19 protein-coding genes and 1 tRNA gene are annotated in these 20,405 nt (G+C 65.4%); 6 read left to right on the top strand and 14 right to left on the bottom strand.

Annotated elements, in window-relative coordinates; translation table 11 throughout:
* The first annotated feature begins 201 nt into the window (after nucleotides 1-201).
* On the top strand, nucleotides 202-1,530 hold the full coding sequence (locus OPU69_RS12370; protein WP_498511407.1) for a cystathionine gamma-synthase family protein: 1,329 nt from the start codon (nucleotides 202-204) through the stop codon (nucleotides 1,528-1,530).
* Nucleotides 1,531-1,572: 42 nt separating this feature from the next.
* Here the strand turns inward: OPU69_RS12370 and OPU69_RS12365 are convergent, their stop codons facing one another.
* The 12 genes from OPU69_RS12365 to OPU69_RS12310 form a co-directional block, all read right to left on the bottom strand.
* Nucleotides 1,573-2,754, bottom strand: a complete 1,182-nt coding sequence (locus OPU69_RS12365; RefSeq protein ID WP_498511405.1) for a glycosyltransferase family 4 protein — start codon at nucleotides 2,752-2,754, stop codon at nucleotides 1,573-1,575.
* A 61-nt stretch (nucleotides 2,755-2,815) separates the two neighbouring features.
* Nucleotides 2,816-3,745, bottom strand: coding sequence for a hemolysin family protein (locus OPU69_RS12360; RefSeq protein ID WP_060977415.1), 930 nt, complete (start codon nucleotides 3,743-3,745; stop codon nucleotides 2,816-2,818).
* A gap of 63 nt (nucleotides 3,746-3,808) precedes the next feature.
* Nucleotides 3,809-4,303, bottom strand: coding sequence for an rRNA maturation RNase YbeY (gene ybeY / locus OPU69_RS12355; protein WP_060977414.1), 495 nt, complete (start codon nucleotides 4,301-4,303; stop codon nucleotides 3,809-3,811).
* A 125-nt stretch (nucleotides 4,304-4,428) separates the two neighbouring features.
* Nucleotides 4,429-5,526: a PhoH family protein gene (locus tag OPU69_RS12350; RefSeq protein ID WP_498511402.1), complete on the bottom strand. Its 1,098-nt coding sequence runs from the start codon at nucleotides 5,524-5,526 to the stop codon at nucleotides 4,429-4,431.
* The gene (gene miaB, locus OPU69_RS12345; protein WP_498511400.1) at nucleotides 5,526-6,905 is read right to left on the bottom strand and encodes a tRNA (N6-isopentenyl adenosine(37)-C2)-methylthiotransferase MiaB; all 1,380 of its coding nucleotides are present in this window, start codon (nucleotides 6,903-6,905) and stop codon (nucleotides 5,526-5,528) included. The genes OPU69_RS12350 and miaB overlap by 1 nt, the downstream gene beginning before the upstream one ends.
* A gap of 12 nt (nucleotides 6,906-6,917) precedes the next feature.
* Entirely contained in the window at nucleotides 6,918-7,757 is an 840-nt protein-coding gene (locus OPU69_RS12340; RefSeq protein ID WP_067512692.1) for a lysophospholipid acyltransferase family protein, read from the bottom strand.
* An 8-nt stretch (nucleotides 7,758-7,765) separates the two neighbouring features.
* The gene (locus OPU69_RS12335) at nucleotides 7,766-8,188 is read right to left on the bottom strand and encodes a Fur family transcriptional regulator (protein ID WP_060977413.1); all 423 of its coding nucleotides are present in this window, start codon (nucleotides 8,186-8,188) and stop codon (nucleotides 7,766-7,768) included.
* 196 nt (nucleotides 8,189-8,384) lie between these two features.
* Nucleotides 8,385-8,813 (bottom strand): Ros/MucR family transcriptional regulator, encoded by a 429-nt coding sequence (locus OPU69_RS12330; protein ID WP_060977412.1) that lies wholly within the window; start codon nucleotides 8,811-8,813, stop codon nucleotides 8,385-8,387.
* Nucleotides 8,814-8,979: 166 nt separating this feature from the next.
* Entirely contained in the window at nucleotides 8,980-9,501 is a 522-nt protein-coding gene (locus OPU69_RS12325; protein ID WP_066114606.1) for a GNAT family N-acetyltransferase, read from the bottom strand.
* Between the two features lie 2 nt (nucleotides 9,502-9,503).
* Nucleotides 9,504-10,148: a tRNA (adenosine(37)-N6)-threonylcarbamoyltransferase complex dimerization subunit type 1 TsaB gene (gene tsaB / locus OPU69_RS12320; protein WP_060977411.1), complete on the bottom strand. Its 645-nt coding sequence runs from the start codon at nucleotides 10,146-10,148 to the stop codon at nucleotides 9,504-9,506.
* A gap of 12 nt (nucleotides 10,149-10,160) precedes the next feature.
* Nucleotides 10,161-10,760 (bottom strand): malonic semialdehyde reductase, encoded by a 600-nt coding sequence (locus OPU69_RS12315; RefSeq protein ID WP_498511396.1) that lies wholly within the window; start codon nucleotides 10,758-10,760, stop codon nucleotides 10,161-10,163.
* Between the two features lie 38 nt (nucleotides 10,761-10,798).
* Nucleotides 10,799-11,374: a NifU family protein gene (locus OPU69_RS12310; protein WP_060977409.1), complete on the bottom strand. Its 576-nt coding sequence runs from the start codon at nucleotides 11,372-11,374 to the stop codon at nucleotides 10,799-10,801.
* A gap of 119 nt (nucleotides 11,375-11,493) precedes the next feature.
* Here OPU69_RS12310 and OPU69_RS12305 point away from each other — a divergent pair, with 119 nt between their 5' ends.
* A complete protein-coding gene (locus OPU69_RS12305; RefSeq protein WP_498511394.1) occupies nucleotides 11,494-14,424 on the top strand; it encodes a M16 family metallopeptidase in 2,931 nt (976 codons plus the stop codon).
* Between the two features lie 9 nt (nucleotides 14,425-14,433).
* On the opposite strand, the gene OPU69_RS12300 is transcribed toward OPU69_RS12305, so the two are convergent.
* Nucleotides 14,434-14,619: a hypothetical protein gene (locus OPU69_RS12300; protein ID WP_060977407.1), complete on the bottom strand. Its 186-nt coding sequence runs from the start codon at nucleotides 14,617-14,619 to the stop codon at nucleotides 14,434-14,436.
* A gap of 127 nt (nucleotides 14,620-14,746) precedes the next feature.
* Here OPU69_RS12300 and OPU69_RS12295 point away from each other — a divergent pair.
* Both OPU69_RS12295 and tig read left to right on the top strand, forming a co-directional pair.
* Nucleotides 14,747-14,831 (top strand) — tRNA-Leu (locus OPU69_RS12295).
* A gap of 67 nt (nucleotides 14,832-14,898) precedes the next feature.
* On the top strand, nucleotides 14,899-16,497 hold the full coding sequence (gene tig / locus OPU69_RS12290; protein ID WP_060977406.1) for a trigger factor: 1,599 nt from the start codon (nucleotides 14,899-14,901) through the stop codon (nucleotides 16,495-16,497).
* A gap of 57 nt (nucleotides 16,498-16,554) precedes the next feature.
* Here the strand turns inward: tig and OPU69_RS12285 are convergent, their stop codons facing one another.
* Nucleotides 16,555-18,150 (bottom strand): phytoene desaturase family protein, encoded by a 1,596-nt coding sequence (locus OPU69_RS12285; RefSeq protein ID WP_060977405.1) that lies wholly within the window; start codon nucleotides 18,148-18,150, stop codon nucleotides 16,555-16,557.
* A gap of 101 nt (nucleotides 18,151-18,251) precedes the next feature.
* On the opposite strand from OPU69_RS12285, the gene OPU69_RS12280 reads away from it, so the two are divergent.
* Both OPU69_RS12280 and feoB read left to right on the top strand, forming a co-directional pair.
* Nucleotides 18,252-18,503 carry a FeoA family protein gene (locus OPU69_RS12280; RefSeq protein WP_498511391.1) on the top strand — a complete coding sequence of 84 codons (252 nt, stop codon included), beginning with the start codon at nucleotides 18,252-18,254 and terminating at the stop codon, nucleotides 18,501-18,503.
* Entirely contained in the window at nucleotides 18,500-20,356 is a 1,857-nt protein-coding gene (feoB, locus tag OPU69_RS12275) for a ferrous iron transporter B (protein ID WP_060977403.1), read from the top strand. Before OPU69_RS12280 ends, feoB begins: the two co-directional genes overlap by 4 nt.
* The last annotated feature ends 49 nt before the right edge of the window (nucleotides 20,357-20,405 follow it).

Genomic DNA, 20,405 nt, shown 5'->3' with positions numbered 1-20,405 from the left:
GTAATCATTTGCGCGCTCGGGCATAGATTGGGGCATAACAAGGGACCGGGACCAACATCCTCAACCACCTCCGCTCAGCTAAGAGCCTGTCGAAGGCCCCGCAATTCCGCCAACGTGCGCGCGTGACCTTCGACAGGCTCAGGTTGAGCGGGGTTGGGAAAGGGGAAGTGGAAACCCGCCCCAATCGCAGGAACCCCGCATATGACCGACACCCCGATCAAGCCGATCGCCACCCCCACCCCGCGCCGCAAGCCCAAGCCCGAGATCGGCACGCTCGGCGGACGCAAGCTCAAGCCCGCCACGCTGATGATGGGGCACGGCTTCGACCCCGTATTGTCCGAAGGCTCGCTGAAAGCCCCGATCTTCCTCACCTCGACCTTCGCGTTCGAAAATGCCGCGGCGGGCAAGCGCCATTTCGAGGGGCTGACCGGAAAGCGCCCCGGCGGCGCCGAAGGCCTGGTCTATTCGCGCTTCAACGGCCCCAATCAGGAAATTCTCGAAGACCGCCTGAGCATCTGGGACGATGCGGAGGACGCTCTGGTGTTTTCCAGCGGCATGTCCGCCATCGCCACGCTGCTGCTCGCCTATTGCAGCAACAATGACGTGATCGTGCATTCCGGCCCGCTTTATGCCGCGACCGAGGCGATGATCGCGCGCATCCTCTCGCGCTTCGGCATCACCTATCTCGACTTCCCCGCCGGCGCGACCCGCGCGGAGATCGATGCGGTGCTCGAACAGGCGAAGGACATGGCAGCGAAGCAGGGCGGCCGGGTCGCGATGATCTATCTCGAAAGCCCCGCCAACCCGACCAACGCGCTGGTCGATATCGAGGCGGTATCGCAGGCCCGCGATGCGGTGCTGGGCGCTGAGGCCGTGCCGACGCCGATCGCGATCGACAACACCTTCCTGGGTCCGCTCTGGCAGCAGCCGCTGCATCATGGCGCGGATATCGTCGTCTACAGCCTCACCAAATATGTCGGCGGGCATAGCGATCTGGTCGCGGGTGGCCTGTCTGGCCCCAAAAAGTGGATGGACCCGGTGCGCGCGCTGCGCAACACCATCGGCACGATCTGCGATCCCAATACCGCCTGGATGCTGATGCGCTCATTGGAGACGGTCGAGCTGCGCATGACGCGGGCGGGCGAGAATGCCGCCAAGATTTGCGCGTTCCTGGCGCAGCACCCCAAGGTCGAGGGGCTGGGCTATCTCGGCATGATCCACGATGCGCGCCAGCAGGACATTTTCGATCGCCATTGTTCGGGCGCTGGATCGACCTTCTCGCTGTTCATCAAGGGCGGCGAGGCCGAAAGCTTCCGCTTCCTTGACAGTCTGCGTCTCGCCAAGCTGGCGGTGAGCCTTGGTGGCACCGAAACACTGGCCAGCCATCCGGCTGCGATGACGCATCTTTCGGTCCCCGACGCGCGCAAGGCCGCGCTCGGCATCACCGACAATCTGGTGCGCATCTCGATCGGCGTCGAAGATCCCGACGATCTGATCGCCGATTTCGAACAGGCGCTCGAGCAGGTCTGACCAATCGATGGCCCCCGGAGCGCTCCGGGGGCCGATGCTCGCTTAGCGGATCGCGCGATAGGGCACGCCGCCGCTGCCCGCCTGGCGCTGGCGGATCAGGCGGATATAGGTTTCGGCAAGACCCCGGTTGATCCGGTCCCAGCTGTATTTCTCGCTGCGCTTGAGGCCCGCCTGGCCATGGCGTGCGCGAAGCTCGGCATCGCCGCAATAGGCCTGGAGCGCATCGGCGAACTCGACCGTCGCGCCGGGGCGCACCAGCTGGCCGGTGACATTGTGTTCGACCAGGCTCTCGCTGCCCGTCGCGCGCGCGGCGACCACGGGCACGCCGCAGGCCATGGCCTCGAGCGTCACATTGCCGAAGGTCTCGGTGATCGAGGGGTTGAAGAACAGGTCCATGCTCGCGACCGCGCGGCCGAGATCGGTGCCGCCCTGGAAGCCCGCAAATACCGCTTTGGGCAACCGCGATTCGAACCATCCGCGCGCGGGCCCTTCGCCCACTACCAGCACCTGATGCGGCACCTGGCGGCGGACCAGCCGGTCGATCGAATCGGAAAAGACGTCGAGCCCCTTTTCCATCACCAGCCGCCCGAGAAAGCCTATCACCAGCACGTTATCGGCCAGCCCCAGCGAGCGCCGCCAGTCCATGTCGCGCATGCCGGGGTTGAAGATGTGCTTGTCGACGCCGCGCGACCAGATGCCGACATCATAGCTCATCCGCTGTTCGCGAAGCACCTGCGCCATCGAATCGGACGGCGCGACGATGGCGTCGCACTTGCGATACAGGCGGCGCAGGATCGCCTCGAGCAATGGCTCGAGAAACGCCATGTTGTAATAGCGCGGATAGGTCTCGAACCGCGTGTGCACCGATCCGAGCACCGGGATATTGTGCCGCTGCGCCCAGCGCACGGCGCTGTGCCCGGCGCTGTCGGGGCTGGAAATGTGCACGACATTGGGTGCGAACCGGTTCAGGTCCTTCTTGATCCTGGGCGGCAGGATCGTCGTCACGCGATATTCGGCGCGGCCGGGGATCGGCAGTGAGGGCAGGCTGATCAAATCGCCCGCCGGCTCGAACGCGGGGGTTTTGGTCGTCGGCGAATAGACGCGAACCTGCGCGCCATTGTCGAGCAGCCAGCCGACCAGCCGGTTGAGCGCCTGGTTCGCGCCATCGCGCACGTAATTGTAGTTGCCGCTGAACAGCGCAATGCGGAGATCGGAAATGTCCATGATCGGCCCGCCTTAGGCCCGCTTCGATACAAAAGCCAGCATTTGCGGGATGGCGGCCCGATCAGGCTTCCGCCGCGACCGTCTCGGGCGGCGGCAGCAGGCGGATGCGGGTCACGCGGCGCTCGTCGCCATCTATGATCTCCAGCCGCCAGCCGCTGTCATGCTCGAGCATGCGTCCGGGAGCCGGCACCTCGCCCGCCAGCATGAAGGCCAGCCCGCCCAAGGTATCGACCTCGTCGTCGATCTCGCCCAGCGCCGCATCGACCAGCTTGGCGACATCGGCGAGTTCGGCGCGCGCATCGGCCTCCCATGCGCCGTTCTCGCCGGGCGTCACCAGCGTCTCGGGCTCGTCGTCATGCTCGTCCTCGATATCGCCGACGATTTCCTCGACCAGATCCTCGATCGTCACCAGCCCTTCGGTGCCCGAATATTCGTCGATGACGATGGCGAGGTGGGTGCGTGTCTGGCGCATCTCCGCCAGCAGATCGAGCACGCCCATGGTTTCGGGCACGAAGCGCGGCTGGCGGATCAGATTGTCCCAGGTTGCCGGGCGCGGGCCATCGGCGGCGATGATCGGGAACACGTCCTTGATGTGCACCATGCCGACAATGTGATCGAGCGATCCGTCATAGACCGGCACGCGGCTGTGCCCGTGTTCGGCGAAAATCTGCACCAGCGCATCGAAGCTCGCATGCTTGTCGATCGCGATGATGTCGCTGCGCGGCACCGCGACATCGTCGACGTCGTGCTCGCTGAAATGCAGCAGGTTGCGCAGCATCTCGCGCTCGATGCGCGACAGGTCGCCACGCGACGATGCACTGTCGGAATCGTCATCATCCTCGTGCTCGTCGATCGCCTCTTCAAGCTGGGCGCGCAGCGACTGGTCGTGTTGTTCTCCGAACAGCAGGGCCTTCAAGCCCCGCCATATTCGCCCCGAACCTTCGTCTTGTGCGGTGGATTTCCCCCCGCCATTACTGTCTCCGTCTGCCATGACTGGCTGAATCTTAACCCCGCTCTTGGATTTGATGGGAAGGCAGCATCTGAACTTGCGCCGCTAATATGGATTGTCGATGCCCAGATTGGCAAGCGCTTTCACCTCCAGCGCTTCCATGATCTCCGCATCGGCCTCGTCGATATGGTCATGCCCCAGCAGGTGGAGCATGCCGTGCAGCGCCAGATGGGTGGCATGGGCGGCCAGCGCAATGCCCTTTTCCTCGGCCTCGCGCGCACAGGTCTGATAGGCGAGCATGATGTCGCCGAGCAGCACCTCGCCGTCATCGGTATTGGCGAGCGCCGCAAAATCATCCGGATCGATCATGGGAAAGGACAGCACGTTGGTCGGCTTGTCCTTGTGGCGGTAATCGCGGTTGAGCGCCTGCACCTCGTCATCGGTGCCGAAATGCACGCTGACCGAGACGGTGAAGCGGGCATCGGCGAGCGATCCTTGCGCACTAACGGCGAGCGCGGCGGAGACGGCGCGCGCGGCCAGCGCTTCCCAGTCGGTATCGCCGGGCCAGATTGGGTCAACAGAGGCTTCGGTCTCGATCATGGGGCTATCAAGATCCCTTCGTCATTCCCGCGAACGCGGGAATCCCGCTATCGTTTCAATCGTGCGGAAGAAGCGGGACCCCCGCCTGCGCGGGGGTGACGGGCAGGAAGAAGCGAGAGTGCGCTTCACGCATCCTTGCCCTCATAGGCCTCGACGATGCGCCCGACGATCGGGTGGCGCACCACGTCCGCGGCGGTGAAGCGCACGGTGCCGATGCCCTGCACGCCCTCAAGCCGCCCGACCGCATCGGCGAGGCCCGAAGCGCCGACCCCGCCGGGCAGGTCGACCTGTTTGGGGTCGCCGCAGATCACCATGCGGCTGTTCATGCCGAAGCGGGTGAGGAACATCTTCATCTGTGCCGGCGTGGTGTTCTGTGCCTCATCGAGGATGATGAAGCTATCCGCCAGCGTGCGCCCGCGCATGAACGCCAAGGGCGCGATCTCGATCTCGCCGCTGGCGATGCGCCGCTCGACCTGCTCGGCCGGCAGCGTGTCATAGAGCGCGTCGTAGAGCGGGCGGAGATAGGGATCGACCTTCTCCTTCATGTCGCCGGGCAGGAAGCCCAGACGCTCGCCCGCCTCGACTGCGGGGCGCGACAGGATCAGCCGGTTGACGGTGCCGGTGATCAGCTGGCTCACCGCCTGCGCCACCGCGAGATAGGTCTTGCCGGTGCCCGCCGGGCCGAGCGCGAAGATCACGTCGTCGCGCACCAGCGAGCGCATGTACTCGGTCTGCGTCGCAGAACGCGGCACGATGGTCTTCTTGCGCGTGCGGATCATGATGCCGGGCGGCTCGGCCACCTCGGAACGCACGATGCCCTCCAGCGTCGGTTCGGCGGACATCGTGATCAGCGCGTCGACCGCGCCCTCGTCGATATCGAGTCCCTGCTCGATCCTTTTGTGCAGGCCGACCAGCACGTCGCGCGCGCGCGCGGCGCTTTCCGCCTCGCCCTCGATCTGAATGCGGTTGCCGCGCGCCTGGATGTAGACGCCGAGCCGGTTCTCGATCGCCACCAGATTCTTGTCGAACTGGCCGAACAATGGCCCGAGCAGCGTGGGTTCGTCGAACTCGACCCCGATCCGCGCCTTGTTGGCAGGTTCGGGCCGATTGAACGGAAAGTCGCTGCCATAGATCGGCGAGAGCTGCGTCGATTGCGGGTCGCGCTTGCCGCGAAACTTGGTCGAATCGCCGCCGCGTCCGCCGTTACCCTTCTTGTGCGCCATCAGGCCGCCACCAGTGCCAGCGGCTCGCCCGCCAGGCTGTTGGGTCCGGCCGAAACGATCTCGACCTCGATCAGATCGCCGATCTTCGCGCCCTCCTGCGTCACATGCACCGATTGCAGCCAGGGCGATTTGCCCACCAGCTGGCCCGGCTTGCGTCCCTGCCGTTCGAGCAGCACCTTCATGCGCTTGCCGACCGTGCCCATGTTGAAGGCATGCTGCTGGGCGTTGAGCAGGTCTTGCAGACGCTGCAGCCGCTCGTCCATGATCTCGGGCGCGATCTGATCCTCCATATCGGCGGCGGGGGTACCGGGGCGGGGCGAATATTTGAAGCTGAACGCCTGAGCGTAAACCGTGTCGCGCACGATATCGAGCGTCGCCCGGAAATCGGCCTCGGTCTCGCCGGGAAAGCCCACGATGAAATCGCCCGACATCGCGATATCGGGCTTGGCGGCGCGGATCCGGTCGATGAGCTTGAGATAGCTCGCCGCCGTGTGGCTGCGGTTCATCGCCTTGAGGATGCGGTCCGAACCTGCCTGCACGGGCAGGTGAAGGTACGGCATCAGCTTGGGGATGTCGCGGTGCGCCGCGATCAGCGCGTCGGTCATGTCATTGGGGTGGCTGGTGGTATAGCGGATGCGCTCGAGCCCGCTCATATCGGCCAGCGCCTCGATCAGTCCTTCCAGCCCCCTGGCGCGGCCACGATCGTCGCTGCCGGTCCAGGCGTTGACGTTCTGACCGAGCAGCGTGATTTCCTTCACCCCCGCCTCGACCAGCGTGCGCGCTTCGGCCACCAGATCCGCATAGGGGCGGCTGATCTCCGCGCCGCGCGTATAGGGCACCACGCAATAGGTGCAGAACTTGTCGCAGCCTTCCTGCACGGTGAGGAAGGCGGAAGGCCGCTGCTGGCGCGCGCGACCAGGCAACGCGCCGAACTTGGTAGCGGCGGGCATGTCGGTATCAATCGCGGTTTCGCCGCGCCGCGCCTGTTCGATCAACTCGGGCAGCCGGTGATAGGCCTGCGGTCCGACGACGATATCGACGCTACGCGCGCGCTTTGCGATTTCCTCGCCCTCGGCCTGGGCGACGCAGCCTGCGACCGCGATCATCGGTTTGGTGCCATCCTCGCGCTTCAGGCGACCGATGTCGGAATAGACCCGCGCCACCGCCTTTTCGCGGATATGGCAGGTGTTGAGGATGACGAGATCGGCCTCGTCGCGACTTTCGGCCTGGCTCATGCCCTGGGCAGCGAGCATCTCGCCCATGCGCTCGCCATCATAGACGTTCATCTGGCAGCCGAACGAGGTGACGAAATAGCGGCGAGGGGCGTCCCCGGCGGATTCGGGGGCGGATGCGGCAGGGTTATCGATGCTGTGGGTCATGAATGCCAATGGCTATACAGCCGGTTCACGCCCCAAGGAAGCACAAAGCGCCGCATCGATCCGCGCCCGCGCCTCGGCCGCGATCGCCTTGCGCCCGGGAAAATCGGCCGGGCTGAACGGTTCGAGGAAATGCATCGTCACCCAGAAGCTGCCGCGCCGGGTGAACAGCCGCAGCGCATTGTTCGGCGCGGTTTCCTCGCCCACCCAGGCGATGTCATGCGCATTCGCGCCGTAATCGAGATAGATCGGCTGGACGAGCACGCCGGGCGGCGGCGGATCGAGCACCTGCAGCAGCGGCGACTTGAACGGCAGCAGCGTGCTGCCATCGGTGGTCGTGCCTTCGGGAAAGATGGTGATCGCCCAGGTCTCGGCGAGGGCGTCGCGCAACTCGTTGATCTGCCCGGCAATGCCGAGCCGGTTGGTGCGCGAGACGAACACGGTGTCGTTGAGCTTGCACAGCCAGCCGATGACAGGCCAGCTCTTGATCCCGTCCTGCGCCACGAACGCACTGCCGTTGCGTCCGGCGATGACCGGAATGTCCAGCCAGCTCAAGTGGTTGGCAATATAGAACACGTCGCGCTTGAGCGGCGTTCCGACCACCCGGACCTTGGCCCCGCAGGCGCGCCCCACCCCGCGCAGGAACAGCTTGGGCCAGGGATTGGAGAGGCGGAGCGTGCGCCAGACATAATAGAGCGGCACGCAGACCAAGAGCATCGCCACGATCAGCAGCACGCGCAAGGCGAGCCGCACGCGCCCGATGGGCCCGGGATCGCGCCAGTGCAGATGCGCCATGTCGGGCGTATCGGGATAGAGCGGCGGCGACGGTGCGGGTGCCGGGCTGGCCTCGCTCATGGAAAGGCTCAATCCTTGCGGTCGAGCGCGACGCCGTAAAGCTCCATGCGATGATCGACCAGCCGATAGCCGAGCCTCTCGGCGATCAGCTTCTGCAGCGCCTCGAGCTCGGGGTCGACGAACTCGAGCACCTTGCCGGTCTCGACATCGATCAGATGGTCGTGATGCGCTTCGGGCGCAGCCTCATAGCGCGCGCGGCCATCGCCGAAATCGTGCCGGTCGAGAATGCCCGCCTCTTCGAACAGCCGGACGGTGCGATAGACCGTGGCGATCGAAATGCGCGGATCGATGGCCGAGGCGCGTTCGTGCAGCCGCTCGACATCGGGATGATCATCGGCTTCGGACAGCACGCGCGCGATCACGCGCCGCTGATCGGTGATCCGCAGGCCACGATCGGCGCACAACGCCTCCAGGTCGATTTTCTGGCGCATGCTGCCCCTTTTGCAATGCCGTTGCTGGTTGAGGCCAGTCCGCCGCATGGTGAAAGGCGATGGCTGGCCGGCGCCGGGACAGGTCCCTTGCGCCTTCCAGCCAATTTATCGTGCCATGCCGCAAATGCAACCGCTCGCGATGCCGGATGGCTCCGGATCAGCGATTAGCTGACGCTGCGCTGGCTTGGCCCCAGGATTACTTGCCGGTCCGCTTGCCAGGCTTGCGACCCAGGCCGATCTTCTTGGCGAGCTCGCGGCGGGTCGCGGCGTAATTGGGCGCAACCATCGGGTAATCGGCGGGCAGGTTCCAGCGCGCGCGATATTCCTCGGGCGTCATGTTGTAATGGGTCATCAGATGGCGCTTGAGCATTTTCAGCTTTTTGCCGTCTTCCAGACAGATGATGTAATCCGGCTTGACCGACGCGCGTACGGAAACTGCAGGTTCGGGCAGCTCGGGCTCGGCCGCGGCTTCTCCGGGCGTCAGGCTATTCAGCGCGCGATGAACATTTTCGATCAGGCCGGGAATATCGGAAACCGACACGCTGTTGTTGCTTACATGCGCAGCGACAATATCCGCCGTCAGTGTAATGAGCGTTTCACGCATATCGAGTTCTGCTTCTGCCATCGTCCTTCATCCCTTTTCTTGTTCTAGTGTGCGACCACTAATCCCGCAAAGTGGCAGGGCACCGGCGGTATGCAAGGGCAAATCATCCCCGTCAATAGCTAAAGTCTATCACAAAAAACGGATAGTGAATGCTAACATTTTTGGCAGATAAATGCGATTCTATTTTTTACAAGTCGAGCGCTAATGTGAGCGCATCGTAGTGATGACTACCGGCGCCCTTGTAGTAACCTTTCCGTAAACCTACGGATTGAAAGCCGAATTTTGAATAAAGATGAATGGCAGGGTTATTTGACCGCATTTCGAGATGGAGTCGCGACACGCCGGCTTGACGCGAATTTTCAACCACTTGATTGAGGAGTGTGGTCGCAGCGCCAAATTGACGCCAATTTGGGGCGACCGCGATCAGCAACAGTTCTTCTTCCTCGGCCACGCGCCGGGTCATGGCAAAACCGACCGGCTCGCCTGCCGTGTCGGGCATCGTGGGGGCGGTCTCGAGCAGCAGCACATGCGTGAGCGGCATTGCCAGCATCGACCGGGTCTGGCTGTGGTTCCAGGCCTCGCCATAAAGCGGATCGAAGGCCCGCTGCATGATGTGCATGACGGGTCCGATCGCATCTTCTGCCGCCAGTCCGGCGACGAGCTGAAAGGCCGGAGCCGCACGCGGAGCGGATGGGTCGTCCTGGGCCATGGTCAGCCAGTGCCCTGCACGGCCATCGGCTTGGCATCGGCGCCGCGACCATAGACCGGATCGGCCGCCAGCCCGCGCGATGGCGCAGGCAGCAGCAGCGCGCGCCTGGCATCGGGCAGCAGCGTCAACGCCATCCCGTGACCGCGCGCGGCCACCAGCGGCTCGGCCATGCTGCCAGCCACCAGGTCGTGCACGCACGCCGCGCTCGCCGCCTCGGGCGGGAGCGAGCCGAGCGCGCTCAGCGCTGCGCCGTCGCGCGCGAAGCTCTGGACGAAATATTCGCCATGGCCGCCGGTCATCGCGACATCGAGTGCCTTGGCGTCGGGATGCGCCTCGAACGCCATCGCGGCGACCAGCGCATGCGTCGAATAGCCGGTCACCGGCACGCCCCAGGCAAGGCCGAGCGCGCGCGCTGCCGCCAGGCCCACGCGCACGCCGGTAAAGCTGCCCGGGCCGCAATTGACCAGAATCGCCTTGGCGCGGCCGCGATCGGGCAGCGCAGCGATCATCGGGACCAGCCTTTCGGCATGGCCGCGGCCCATGACCGCATGGTCGCTGGCGATCAGCTCGGAATCGTGGAACAGCGCCACCGAACAGGCTTCGGTCGCGGTATCGATGACCAGCAATGTTTCACGATCGGGCAGCATACCCGATGGCCGCTAGCTGATTGTGTTGAACCGGTCAAAACCCGGACGCGGGCTGCGACCGAAAATCGTCGACGGGTCGCCATAGCCCAGCGTCGAGATGAAGTTCGACTTCACATTCGGCTGGTCGGCGAAGAAGGCCGCATCGACCGCGGCATTGTCGAACCCCGACATCGGCCCGGTATCAAGCCCCAGCGCGCGCGCGGCGAGGATGAAATAGGCGCCCTGGAGCGAGGAATTGCGCAACGCCGAGATGCGGCGGAACTCGGCCTTGTCGTCGCCGGTGAACCAGCTGTGCGCATCGGTATGCGGGAAGAGTTCGGGCAGGAGCTCGTGAAACTCCAGATCCATGCCGATCACGACGCTGACCGGCGCAGCCAGGATCTTCTTGGCATTGGCCTCCATGCAGCAGGCGGCGAGCTTCTGCTTTGCCTCGTCGGACACGCACCACACAAGGCGCGACGGCAGCATGTTGGCCGAGGTCGGGCCCATCTTCATCAGGTCCCAGATCGCGTGCAGCTGCTCCGTCGTTACCGGCTGGTCGGTATAGCCGTTATAGGTGCGCGCGGTGCGGAACAGCTGGTCAAGCGCGGCATCGTCGAGCGGCGCGGACATGGGGTGCTTTCTGGGTCTCGGGGGAGGGGGAAGAGCCGTCAGGCGGCGCGGACTTCGGTCACTTCGGGGACGTAATGCTTGAGCAGCGATTCGATGCCGTGCTTGAGCGTCGCGCTCGACGAGGGGCAGCCCGAACACGCGCCCTGCATCTGCAGATAGACCACGCCCTTGTCGAAGCCGCGATAGACGATGTCGCCACCGTCATTGGCGACGGCAGGGCGCACGCGCGTCTCGATCAGCTCCTTGATCTGCGCGACGATATCGGCGTCCTCGGGATTGCTCGGCCAGTCGGAATCCTCGGGCGGGACCGAGATGCCCGCAGCACTGGCGGCGCGGAACAGTGGCATGTCGGCCGAGAAATGGTCGAGCAGCACCGAAAGCACGTCGCCCTTCAGGCTCGACCAGTCGGCACCGGGTCCCGAGGTCACCGAAATGAAATTGTGCCCGAAGAACACGCCAGTGACATCGCCGAGCGAAAAGATCGCTTCGGCAAGCGGCGAGGCTTCGGCCTCTTCGGGCGAGGCGAAATCGCGCGTGCCGATTTCCATGACCTGGCGGCCAGGCAGGAACTTGAGCGTTGCGGGATTGGGCGTGGTTTCGGTTTCGATCAGCATGCAGGCTATCTGGTGCGCAAGCGGCGCTGACGCAAGACCGATTCTGTCTATGGCGCGGGCCATCGCGTCCACCGCATATTCACTGGCCAGTCAGGATGGCGCTGCCTATACATCGGCGCATGACCTTTCCCCTGATGCGCTGTGCGCCCGTGGCCGCTGCTCTGGCGGCGCTTTCGCTGGTAATCTCCCCGCCGCTGCTCGCCAATCTGCCCGGCGAACCGGTCGCCAGCGGCAAGGATGCCAATGGCAAGCCGCTGCGTCCGCCCAATCTGGAGCCTGGCGAAAAGACCCCCTGGCTGTACAAGGGCAGCAACGTGCCGGTCGACAAGGGCTGGACCTTCGGCGAACTGAGCAACGGCGTGCGTTATGCGGTGCGCCGCAACGGCGTGCCGCCGGGCCAGGTGGCGATCCGCGTGCGCATCGATGCCGGGTCGATGATGGAGACCGATCCCGAACAGGGCTATGCGCACCTGCTCGAGCATCTGACCTTTCGCGGGTCCAAATATGTCCCCGATGGTGAGGCGATCCGCATCTGGCAGCGGCTGGGCGCGAGCTTCGGCAGCGACAGCAATGCCGAAACCACGCCGACGCACACCGTCTACAAGCTCGACCTGCCCGCCGCGACCCCCGCGGGCCTCGACGAGAGCATGAAGATCCTGTCAGGCATGATCCGCGAGCCGGGGCTCACCGCAGAGGCGGTCAAGGCCGAGGTGCCGGTGGTGATGGCCGAATTGCGCGAACGGTCGGGCGCGCAGGTGCGCGTCGGCGATGCGACCCGCAACCTGTTCTTCGCCGGGCAGAAGCTGGCCGAACGCTCCCCCATCGGCAAGATCGAGACGCTGAACGCCGCGACGTCCGAGGCGGTGCGCGCCTTTCACCAGCGCTGGTACCGGCCCGAGAACACCGTGATCTCGATCGCGGGCGACGTCGATCCGGCGACGCTCGAACAGCTGATCAAGACCTATTATGCCGACTGGAAGGTTGCCGGAAAGCAGGCGCCCTATCCCGGCTTCGGGGCGCCCGATCCCAAGCTGCCGATCGCGCGGACGATCGTCGAGCCGGGCTTCCCCTATCTCATCAGCATGGCGATCCTCCGGCCCTGGAAGCCGGTCAACGACACGATCGAATATAATCAGCAGCTGCTGATCGATCTGGTCGCGACCCAGCTGATCAACCGCCGGCTCGAAGGCCGGGCGCGCGGCGGCGGCAGCTTCCTCCAGGCGCAGGTCAACCAGGAGGATGTCAGTCGTTCGGTCGATGGCACGTTCATTTCTGTCGTGCCGATCGGCGACGACTGGCAGGCGGCGCTCGCCGATGTGCGCGGCGTGCTCGCCGACGCACTCGCCACCCCGCCAACGCCCGAGGAAATCGCGCGCGAGATGGCCGAGTTCGATGCCGCGCTGGCGGTGCGCGTCGAAAGCGCCGCGACCGAGGCGGGGGCCAAGCAGGCCGACGATATCGTGGGCGCGGTCGATATCCGCGAGACCATCGCCTCGCCGCAGACCGCGTTCGACGTGTTCCGTGGCATGAAGGACCTGTACACGCCCGAAAGGCTGCTCGAATCGACCCGGCGCCAGTTTACCGGCGTCACCACCCGCGCGATCCTGGTCTCGCCCAAGCCGGTCGACAATGGCGAGGCACTGCTCAACGCGGCACTGACCCGCGATGTCAGCGCCGATGCCAGCGCGCGGCTTGCAGCCGCCAAAGTAACCTTCGACGATCTGCCCAGGCTCGGCGCGCCGGGCACGGTTGCGGCGACCACCGATCTCCAGCTGCTCGACATCGAGATGATTGAGCTGTCGAACGGGGTGAAGGCGATCCTCTATCCCAATGACGCCGAAGTCTCGAAGATCATGGTCAAGGTCCGCTTTGGTAACGGCTATCAGGCGTTTCCGGCGGACAAGCCCTCGCTGGTCTGGGCGGGCCAGTCGGCACTGGTCGCCAGCGGCATCGGCGAGATCGGCCAGGAAGGGCTCGACCGGCTGACCAATGGCCGCCGCATCGGTTTCGGCTTCGACGTCGAGAACGACGCGTTCTCGTTCTCCGCCGACACCCGCCGCGCCGATCTGGAGGACCAGCTCAAGCTGTTCGCGACCAAGCTGGCCGCGCCGCGCTGGGATGCGAACCCCGTCCGCCGCGCCAAGGCGGGGACGGAGCTTGCCTATCGCAGCTTCTCGATGTCGCCACAGACCGTGCTCGAGCGCGATCTGAACTATCTCACCCGCGACCGCGATCCGCGCTGGAAGGTGCCGGGCCCGGACGAAGCCGCGCAGCTGACCCCCGAGGCGTTCCGTGCGACCTGGGAACCGCTGCTGCAACAGGGGCCGATCGAGGTGCTGCTGTTCGGCGATTTCGACCGGGCAGAGGCGATTGCCGCGCTGGAAAAGACCTTTGGTGCGCTGCCTCCGCGCCAGCCGGTGCCGGTGGTGGCCGGGCCCGAAACGGTGCGTTTCCCCGCCCCCAATGGCGAACCGGTCGTCGTCCGCCATGAAGGTGCGCCCGATCAGGCCGCAGCCTTTATCGGCTGGCCGACCGGAGGCGGGCTTGAGGGCGTGCAGGAAAGCCGCCAGCTCGAAATCCTGACCGCGATCTTCAACAGCCGTCTGTTCGACCAGCTTCGGGCCCAGGCCGGCGCGAGCTATGCACCCCAGGTGGTCAACAACTGGCCGATCGCGTTCGACCAGGGCGGCTATATCGGCGTGATCGGACAGCTTGCACCGGAAAACGTCGGCAAGTTCTTCGAGATCGCCAATGCCATCGCGGCGGATCTTGCGGCAAAGCCGGTGGATGCGGACGAACTGGCTCGTGCGACCGAACCGCTGCGGCAGCTCGTCTCGAGGGCCAGCACGGGCAACAATTTCTGGCTCAACCAGCTCCAGGGCGCGACGCGCGATCCGCGCCGGATCTCGGCGCTGCGCACGATCCTGCCCGATTACACGGTGACGACGCCCGAAAAGATGCAGGCGCTTGCCGCCAAATATCTGCTGCGCGACAAGGCCTGGTCGTTCGTGGTGCTGCCCGAGGAAGCACCTGCCCCCTCGGGTCGGTGATGCGGCCGGTCAGCTCGTTGGCATCTCGTCGGGCCCGCGGCCGGGCTCGACGGTATCTGGGCTAACCGGATCGATCTCGGGCGGCTGCTGCACCGGGTCTTCCATCGGCGGCTCGTTGACCGGAAGTTCGGGCGGGCTCTGCGGCTCGATTCGGTCAGGCGCGGGGATCTTGGGGTCGTCGGGACGTGTGGCCATGAAAAGGCTCCTTTCGTTCGACCTACGCGCCGCCGGTACAGCGGTTGCGGGCGAGACATCGCGCGGGATGCGCCCCCTTGCCCTTTGCGGCAACCTTCTTTAGACGCGCACGCTTGATTACCGCGACGCGGGCGTGGCGAAACTGGTAGACGCGCCAGATTTAGGTTCTGGTATCGCAAGATGTGGGGGTTCAAGTCCCTTCGCCCGCACCATCGCATGGATGGCCGGGAAAGGGTGGGATTGCCCTTTCTTATTATGGAAAGACAAGAGTTTAAGCCGATGCAGATTGTCGAGACGCTGAACGAGGGCCTGAAGCGGGCCTATACCATCACCATCCCCGCCAAGGATCTGGACGCCCGGGTCGATGCGGAGGTGAAGAAGATCGCGCCGCAGGTGCGCATGCCCGGTTTCCGCCCCGGCAAGGTGCCCGCCAACCTGATTCGCAAGATGCACGGCGAATCGATTCACGCCGATGCGCTCAACGCCACCATTCAGGAAAGCGTCGACAAGGCGATCCGCGACAACAACCTGCGCCCCGCCATCCAGCCCTCGGTCGATCTGAACGAAGACTATGCTGCCGGCAAGGATGCCGAGGTCAAGGTCTCGCTCGAAGTTCTGCCCCAGGTTCCCACCCCGTCGATCGATTCGATCACGCTCGAGCGCCTGACGGTCGAGCCTGCCGAGGAAGCCGTGACCGAAGCGCTGCAGCGCATTGCCGACGGCCAGAAGAGCTATGATGCCGCGCCCAAGAGCTACAAGGCCAAGGAAGGCGACCAGGTTGTCATCGATTTCGAAGGCAAGGTCGATGGCGTGCCGTTCGAAGGCGGCAAGGGCGAAGGCATGGCCGTGGTCATCGGTTCGGGCCAGCTCATCCCCGGTTTCGAGGACCAGCTCGTCGGCCTCAAGGCCAATGACGAAGCCGTGATCAACGTGACCTTCCCCGAAAATTACGGTGCCAAGGATCTTGCAGGCAAGGCCGCGACCTTCGACATCATCGTCGGCGAGGTGAAGAAGCCCGGCGAGACCAAGCTGGACGACGATTTCGCCAAGTCGCTCGGCCTCGAAAGCCTCGAGCAGCTGACCGGCCTGATCAAGGGCCAGCTGGAGCAGGAACTGAACGGCCTGACCCGCACGCACATGAAGCGCCGCCTGCTCGACCAGCTGGCCGCCAATCATGATTTCGAGGTTCCGCCCTCGATGGTCGAAGCCGAGTTCAACCAGATCTGGGCGCAGCTCGAACAGGAAGCCGCGCAGGAAGAAGATGTCGAGGCCGCTCGCGCCGAGATGGAAAAGGACCGCGACGAATATCACGCGATCGCCGTGCGCCGCGTGCGCCTGGGCCTGCTGCTCTCCGAGATCGGCCAGGCCAATGGCGTCGAAGTGTCGGCGCAGGAAATGAACATGCTGATCGCGCAGGCCGCGCAGCAGTATCGCCAGGAAGACCGTCAGCGCTTCGCGGAATATATCCGCAACACGCCGATGGCCGCCGCCCAGCTGCGCGCGCCGCTCTATGAGGACAAGGTCGTCGACTTCCTGTTCGACAAGGCGACGATCACCGACCGCAAGGTCACCCGCGAAGAGCTGGAAGCGGCGATCGAGGCGGACGAGGACGGCCATGTCCACGGTCCCGATTGCGGTCACGACCATGCCCATGACGAAAAGCCCAAGGCCAAGAAGGCCGCGCCGAAAAAGGCTGCGGTGAAGAAGGACGCCGAAGCCGCTCCGGCTGAGGCGGCTGAAGACGCCAAGCCCGCCAAGAAGGCTCCGGCCAAGAAGGCGGCAGCGAAGAAGGAAGAGGCACCGGCCGAAACCGCAGAAGCTGCCGAAAAGCCCGCCAAGAAGGCCCCGGCGAAGAAGGCTGCAGCCAAGAAGGCCTGATCCTTCCGCGCTTCGAACCGAAACAAACCCCCGCGATTCCGTATCGCGGGGGTTTTTTCATGTCCGCCGCCAGCGCCGGTCGGCCAGGATCGCGCGCGCGGCATTGTGTCCCGGCGCGCCGGTGACGCCGCCGCCCGGGTGCGTGCCCGATCCGCACATGTACAGGCCCTTCAAGGGCCCGCGATAATCGGCATGGCCCAGCACCGGCCGCGCCGCCCAGAGCTGGTCGAGGCTCATCCGCCCATGGAAGATATCGCCGCCGATCAGCCCGAACGTGCGCTCGAGACCCTTGGGGCTGAGCACCTGCCGCCCGAGGATCGAGGCGCGGAAACCCGGCGCATGCGCCTCGACCGTGTCGATGATCGTGTCCGCTGCCGCCGCTTCCTGCTCTGGCGTCCAGGCGAGCACAGGATCGAACTGCTGGCAGAACAGGCTGGCGACATGATGGCCTGCCGGCGCGAGGCTGTCGTCGACGATCGACGGAATCAGCATCTCGACGATCGGTTCGCGCGACCAGCCGTGCGCCTTGGCGTCGGTGAACGCGCGGTCCATATAGTCGAGGCTGGGCGCGATCACGATTCCGGCGCGCAGATGCTCGCCTTGCCCAGGCAGGGACGTGAAATCGGGCAGGCGACCCAGCGCGACATTCATGCGGAAGCTGCCCGATCCGGTGGCATAGCCGCGCATCCGCCGCGCGAAATCCTCAGGCAGCGCGGCTTCGGGCACCAGCCGACCGTAGAGCAGTCTGGGTCCGACATTGGCGACGATCCGCGCCGCTCGCATCTCCTCGCCGCTCGCCAGCCGCACGCCGACCGCGCGCCCGCCCTCGACCAGCACCTGCTCGACCGGGCTGTTCAGCCGGATGTCGACCCCCTGTTCGGCACACGCTTCGGCCATCAGCCGGGTGATCGTCCCCATGCCGCCGATGACATGCCCCCAGCTGCCCTTGTTGCCGTTCACCTGCCCAAACACATGATGCAGCAGCACATAGGCCGAGCCGGGCGTATCAGGGCTGGCATAATTGCCGACCACCGCGTCGAAGCCGAACGCGGCTTGCACGGGCGCGCTTTCGAACCATTGGGCCAGGAACTCGCGCGCCGATTTGGTGAACAGCTCGAGCACGTCGCGCTGCACGTCGCGCGACAGCCGCGAGAGCAGCCGTCCGGTGGTGAGCGCCTCCACTAAACCGGCGATACCGCTGCCGATATTGGGCGGGGGCCGCAGCGCCAGATCGCGCAGCACATCGGCGACCCGGTCGAGCATTGCGTAATAGCCTGGCAGCGCCTCGGCATCGCGCTTCGAGAATCGCGCGAACTCGGCTTGCGCCCGCTCGAGTCCGCCGCCCAGAATCAGGTAATCGCCTTGCGGCAGCGGCAGGAAATTGGAAACGGGCCGCTCGATCACCCGATAGCCGCGCTCAACCAGCCCCATGTCGGCGATGACGCGCGGCTGCAAAAGGCTGACGGTATAGCTCGCCACCGAGTTGCGGAAACCGGGATGGAATTCCTCCGTCACCGCCGCGCCGCCGACGACATGCCGCGCCTCGAGCACGCGCACCTTCATGCCTGCACGCGCGAGATAAAAGGCTGAGGTCAGGCCGTTATGCCCGCCCCCGATGATGATCGCATCCGGCTGTGTGTCGCTCGTCCCCATGGATTGAAGGCCTAGCCCAGCCTTGCGCCCTCGCCAACTGCGCACAGCCCCAAGAATTCGCTGGCGTGGGCTTGCGGATATTGATAGCGGTTCGCAAAACCATGCTTCTAGACCAGCTTCCCACCGGCCAGCGCGCGGAGATTGCCGCGATCGACTGGAGCATCCTGCCTCCGGACGAGGGCAAGCGTCTGCGCGCGCTCGGCGTCGACGAGGGCGCGTTTGTCTCGATCCGCCAGCGCGGTATCTTTTTCGGGCGCGATCCGATCGCGCTCGACATCGGGCGGATGACCGTGGCGATCCGCCGCGTCCACGCGCGCGCGATCACGCTGCGCGCGCCGGAGCCTATCGCATGACCCGGCACCAGCCGCTGATCGCGCTGGTCGGCAATCCCAATGCCGGCAAGAGCGCCTTGTTCAATGCGCTGACCGGCGCGCGGCAGAAGATCGCCAACTATCCCGGCGTCACCGTCGAGCGTAAATCGGGCCGCTTCGCCTTTGCCGATGGCCGCCCCGCCGAGCTGATCGACCTGCCCGGCAGCTACAGCCTCGACCCGACCAGCCCCGACGAGGCCGTGACGCGCGATGTCGTCATGGGCCGCCAGGCCGGCGAGCGCCAGCCCGATGCGCTGGTGATCGTGCTCGATTCGGCCAATCTCGACCAGCATCTGGTGTTCGCGCTCGAACTGCTGGCATTGGGCCTGCCCACCGTGGTCGCGCTCAACATGGTCGATCTCGCCGAACGCGACGGGCTGACGCTCGATGCCGAGCGGCTGGCGGCGGATCTCGGCGTGCCGGTCATCCCGACCGTCGCGGTGCGCAGGCGGGGCCTGACCGAGCTGGCGGGAGCGCTCGATGCGGTGATCCTCGCCAAACAGGTGCCGCACGCGCCGCTCGGCGAACCCGACATGCGCGCGCGGCGCAGGCGTGCCGAGCATATCGCCAATGCCGCGATCGTCAGCCAGACGCAGAGCCGCCGCTGGACCGACCGCGCCGATGCCGTGCTGCTCCACCCCTTTGCCGGGCCGCTGATCCTGTTCGCGCTGCTGTTCGTCATCTTCCAGGCGGTGTTCAGCTGGGCGTCGCCCTTTGCCGATGCGCTGGAAGCGGGCGCAGGCGCGCTGAGCGAGCTGGCCACCGCCGCCATTCCCGAAGGCTTTTTCCGCTCGCTGGTCGTCGATGGGGCAATCGCGGGCGTCGGCGCCGTCGTCGTCTTCCTGCCGCAGATCGTCATCCTGTTCTTCTTCATCCTGATGATGGAGGCGACCGGATACATGGCGCGCGCTGCGTTCATCATGGACCGGCTGATGGCCAGCGTCGGCCTGTCGGGCCGCTCGTTCATTCCGCTCTTGTCCTCGTTCGCCTGCGCCATTCCCGGCATCATGGCGACGCGCAGCATCTCGGACGAGAAGGACCGGCTCACCACCATCCTGATCGCGCCGCTGATGACCTGTTCGGCGCGGCTGCCGGTGTACACGGTGATCATCGCCGCATTCATCCCCGAAATCACCGTCGGGCCGGGTGTCGGGCTGCAGGGGCTGGTGCTGTTCGGCCTCTATGTCTTCGGCATCATCGGTGCGATGGTGGTGGCGCTCGTGCTGCGCTCGACCGTGGCCAAGGGCGGGGCGAGCGGCTTCCTGATGGAAATGCCCAAATATCAGATGCCGCGCATCGCCGATCTCGCGCTCGGCCTGTGGCAGCGCGCCTGGCTGTTCCTCCGCCGCGCGGGCACGATCATCTTTGCCGTCACCATCGGCCTGTGGCTGCTGCTCAGCTATCCGCAGGTGCCGCCAGGCAGCAGCATGAGCCAGTCCGAATATTCCGCCGCCGGGCGGATCGCCAGCGTGCTGGAACCGGTGGTCGCGCCGATCGGCTTTTCGCGCGACATCGCGCTCGCGCTGATCCCCGCCATGGCGGCGCGCGAGGTCGCGGTCTCGGCGCTCGCCACCACTTACGCGATCGACGCAACCGACGAAGACGAACAGGCCCAGGCCTTGGGCGAGCGGCTCGCCGGGCGCTGGTCGCTGCCGACCGCGCTCGCCTTCCTTGCCTGGTTCGTGTTCGCGCCGCAATGCATCTCGACCATCGCGGTCACACGGCGCGAGACCAATGGCTGGAAATGGCCGATGTTCATGGTCGGTTATCTGTTCGGCCTGGCCTGGATCGCCGCCGGGATTACCTTCTGGACCGCCACCGCATTCGGTCTATAAACGGGCCAACGGACCGCGCGGTGCATCGCGCGTTCTCTCCATCACAGCA

Source organism: Blastomonas sp. 34TW (genome assembly GCF_059803595.1).
The sequence above is the reverse complement of the archived record's forward strand: the minus strand, read 5'-3'. Positions and strand labels throughout refer to the sequence as shown.

What these genes read in the sequence shown, in the direction of transcription:
- tsaB (WP_060977411.1), bottom strand. Translation starts at nt 10,148, where the DNA reads ATGCTGCCCGATCGTGAAACATTGCTGGTCATCGATACCGCGACCGAA.
- OPU69_RS12310 (WP_060977409.1), bottom strand. Translation starts at nt 11,374, where the DNA reads ATGCTGATCGAAACCGAAACCACGCCCAATCCCGCAACGCTCAAGTTC.
- OPU69_RS12285 (WP_060977405.1), bottom strand. Translation starts at nt 18,150, where the DNA reads ATGGGGACGAGCGACACACAGCCGGATGCGATCATCATCGGGGGCGGG.
- feoB (WP_060977403.1), top strand. Translation starts at nt 18,500, where the DNA reads ATGACCCGGCACCAGCCGCTGATCGCGCTGGTCGGCAATCCCAATGCC.
- OPU69_RS12330 (WP_060977412.1), bottom strand. Translation starts at nt 8,813, where the DNA reads ATGGCAGAAGCAGAACTCGATATGCGTGAAACGCTCATTACACTGACG.
- OPU69_RS12325 (WP_066114606.1), bottom strand. Translation starts at nt 9,501, where the DNA reads ATGGCCCAGGACGACCCATCCGCTCCGCGTGCGGCTCCGGCCTTTCAG.
- OPU69_RS12300 (WP_060977407.1), bottom strand. Translation starts at nt 14,619, where the DNA reads ATGGCCACACGTCCCGACGACCCCAAGATCCCCGCGCCTGACCGAATC.
- miaB (WP_498511400.1), bottom strand. Translation starts at nt 6,905, where the DNA reads ATGACCCACAGCATCGATAACCCTGCCGCATCCGCCCCCGAATCCGCC.
- OPU69_RS12340 (WP_067512692.1), bottom strand. Translation starts at nt 7,757, where the DNA reads ATGAGCGAGGCCAGCCCGGCACCCGCACCGTCGCCGCCGCTCTATCCC.
- tig (WP_060977406.1), top strand. Translation starts at nt 14,899, where the DNA reads ATGCAGATTGTCGAGACGCTGAACGAGGGCCTGAAGCGGGCCTATACC.
- OPU69_RS12305 (WP_498511394.1), top strand. Translation starts at nt 11,494, where the DNA reads ATGACCTTTCCCCTGATGCGCTGTGCGCCCGTGGCCGCTGCTCTGGCG.
- OPU69_RS12315 (WP_498511396.1), bottom strand. Translation starts at nt 10,760, where the DNA reads ATGTCCGCGCCGCTCGACGATGCCGCGCTTGACCAGCTGTTCCGCACC.
- ybeY (WP_060977414.1), bottom strand. Translation starts at nt 4,303, where the DNA reads ATGATCGAGACCGAAGCCTCTGTTGACCCAATCTGGCCCGGCGATACC.
- OPU69_RS12360 (WP_060977415.1), bottom strand. Translation starts at nt 3,745, where the DNA reads ATGGCAGACGGAGACAGTAATGGCGGGGGGAAATCCACCGCACAAGAC.
- OPU69_RS12280 (WP_498511391.1), top strand. Translation starts at nt 18,252, where the DNA reads ATGCTTCTAGACCAGCTTCCCACCGGCCAGCGCGCGGAGATTGCCGCG.
- OPU69_RS12365 (WP_498511405.1), bottom strand. Translation starts at nt 2,754, where the DNA reads ATGGACATTTCCGATCTCCGCATTGCGCTGTTCAGCGGCAACTACAAT.
- OPU69_RS12335 (WP_060977413.1), bottom strand. Translation starts at nt 8,188, where the DNA reads ATGCGCCAGAAAATCGACCTGGAGGCGTTGTGCGCCGATCGTGGCCTG.
- OPU69_RS12370 (WP_498511407.1), top strand. Translation starts at nt 202, where the DNA reads ATGACCGACACCCCGATCAAGCCGATCGCCACCCCCACCCCGCGCCGC.
- OPU69_RS12350 (WP_498511402.1), bottom strand. Translation starts at nt 5,526, where the DNA reads ATGGCGCACAAGAAGGGTAACGGCGGACGCGGCGGCGATTCGACCAAG.